The organism is Phyllobacterium sp. T2-21, assembly GCF_055378485.1.
This window is the reverse complement of sequence record NZ_AP027913.1, coordinates 462501-465326: the sequence shown is the minus strand read 5'-3', so window position 1 is coordinate 465326 and position 2826 is coordinate 462501. Positions and strand designations below refer to the sequence as shown.

General features: G+C 53.6%; 2 rRNA genes (1 of these 2 cut by a window edge). Both read right to left on the bottom strand.

Annotation, left to right across the window (positions count from 1 at the left end):
• Positions 1-146: 146 nt before the first annotated feature.
• Positions 147-261: ribosomal RNA gene (gene rrf / locus ACZ5FP_RS20350) — 5S ribosomal RNA — on the bottom strand.
• A 287-nt stretch (positions 262-548) separates the two neighbouring features.
• Positions 549-2826, bottom strand: a 23S ribosomal RNA gene (locus ACZ5FP_RS20345) (it continues 672 nt past the right edge of the window).

The window sequence follows — 2826 nt, the reverse complement described above, 5'->3', positions numbered from 1 at the left end:
GGTATTTCCGGCTACCGCGTTTGAAGCGGCGTGTAATTATGCACTTGTGCCTGCTGTTTTGCAAAAGCAAAAGGCCGCTTGATGCGGCCTGTTGATTGGAACGTATGGGATGTGGAGAGATTATGATTTCATGTTGCGTTTGGCAGACCTGGCAGCGACCTACTCTCCCGCGTCTTGAGACGAAGTACCATTGGCGCTGGAGCGTTTCACGGCCGAGTTCGGAATGGGATCGGGTGCAGCCGCTCCGCTGTAACCACCAGGTCAGCAAAAAGCAACGATGAAAGAGAAGCTGGTTTTGTTTGTGTTGAATGTCGCTCACGCATATCAGCCCTATCGGGCTGTGCTCCGCGGGGGCGCGGCACGAGCCGCGACGCACTATCGTGCTGTATTTGGAGCTTTTCCTAGAACCGAAGTTCCAGAAAGTACCTATACAGACCGCTAGGTCGTCGCCGGACGTCCGGCGCGCCGTCGCAGCGCCCGCCCCAAAGGGGCGATACGGCGCGTGAGACAGTCAATTCATCGCTTCGCGATGGATATAAGTAATGAGAATGATCAAGCCAATCGAGCTATTAGTACCGGTAAGCTTCATGCGTTGCCGCACTTCCACACCCGGCCTATCAACGTGGTGGTCTTCCACGGCTCTCAAGGGAATACTCGTTTTCAGGTGGGTTTCCCGCTTAGATGCCTTCAGCGGTTATCCCGTCCGTATATAGCTACCCTGCTATGCGGCTGGCGCCACAACAGGTCCACCAGAGATACGTCCATCCCGGTCCTCTCGTACTAGGGACAGATCCTGTCAATATTCCTACACCCACGGCAGATAGGGACCGAACTGTCTCACGACGTTCTGAACCCAACTCACGTACCGCTTTAAATGGCGAACAGCCATACCCTTGGGACCTGCTCCAGCCCCAGGATGCGATGAGTCGACATCGAGGTGCCAAACAACCCCGTCGATATGGACTCTTGGGGGTCATCAGCCTGTTATCCCCGGCGTACCTTTTATCCGTTGAGCGATGGCCCTTCCACGCGGGACCACCGGATCACTATGACCGACTTTCGTCTCTGCTCGACTTGTCAGTCTCGCAGTCAGGCGGGCTTATGCCATTGCACTCGACGACCGATTTCCGACCGGTCTGAGCCCACCATCGCGCGCCTCCGTTACTCTTTAGGAGGCGACCGCCCCAGTCAAACTACCCACCATACACTGTCCCGGATCCGGATAACGGACCGCGGTTAGACATCCATATAGGTAAGGGTGGTATTTCAAGGATGACTCCACGAAGGCTGGCGCCCCCGCTTCAAAGTCTACCACCTATCCTACACATGCCGACACGAATGCCAGTGTAAAGCTATAGTAAAGGTGCACGGGGTCTTTCCGTCTAACCGCAGGAACCCCGCATCTTCACGGGGAATTCAATTTCACTGAGTCTGCGTTGGAGACAGCGGGGAAGTCGTTACGCCATTCGTGCAGGTCGGAACTTACCCGACAAGGAATTTCGCTACCTTAGGACCGTTATAGTTACGGCCGCCGTTTACTGGGGCTTCGATTCAAAGCTTGCACCTCTCCTCTTAACCTTCCAGCACCGGGCAGGCGTCAGACCCTATACGTCGTCTTGCGACTTCGCAGAGCCCTGTGTTTTTGGTAAACAGTCGCTACCCCCTGGTCTGTGCCACCCTCACATACTTGCGTACATAAGGGTCACGCTTCTTCCGAAGTTACGCGTGCAATTTGCCGAGTTCCTTCAACGCAGTTCTCTCAAGCGCCTTGGTATTCTCTACCAGTCCACCAGTGTCGGTTTAGGGTACGGTCTATACGCGGGAGCTATTTCCTGGAACCGCTTCGAAGCCCTTCCAATCCAATAAGGAAGAACAACATACGCGATCCGTCACTACCCGCAGGCCCACGAATATTAACGTGGTTCCCATCGACTACGCCTTTCGGCCTCGCCTTAGGGGCCGGCTAACCCTGCTCAGATTAACTTTAAGCAGGAACCCTTGGACTTTCGGCGAGGGAGTCTCTCACTCCCTTTATCGTTACTCATGTCAGCATTCTCACTTCTGATACCTCCAAGAGCCCTCACGGGTCTCTCTTCAACGGCTTACAGAACGCTCCGCTACCACTCCCGGGAACCCGAAGGTTCCAAAGAATCCACAGCTTCGGTGTATGGCTTTAGCCCCGGTACATTTTCGGCGCAAAGACCCTTATTTAGACCAGTGAGCTGTTACGCTTTCTTTAAATGATGGCTGCTTCTAAGCCAACATCCTGGTTGTTTTGGGATCCTCACATCCTTTCCCACTTAGCCATAACTTAGGGACCTTAGATGGTGGTCAGGGTTGTTGCCCTCTTCACGACGGACGTTAGCACCCGCCGTGTGTCTGCCGATTAGTACTCTTCGGTATTCGGAGTTTGGTTAGGTTTGGTAAATCGGTGAGATCCCCTAGCCCATCCAGTGCTCTACCCCCGAAGGTATTCGATCGACGCTCTACCTAAATAGATTTCGCGGAGAACCAGCTATCTCCAAGTTTGATTGGCCTTTCACCCCTAGCCACAAGTCATCCCAATCTATTGCAACAGATGCGGGTTCGGTCCTCCAGTAAGTGTTACCTTACCTTCAACCTGCTCATGGCTAGATCACTTGGTTTCGGGTCTAATCCGACGAACTGAACGCCCTGTTCAGACTCGCTTTCGCTGCGCCTACACCTACCGGTTTAAGCTTGCTCGTCAGACTAAGTCGCTGACCCATTATACAAAAGGTACGCTGTCACCCAGAACAAATCTTGGGCTCCAACTGTTTGTAGGCATTCGGTTTCAGGATCTCTTTC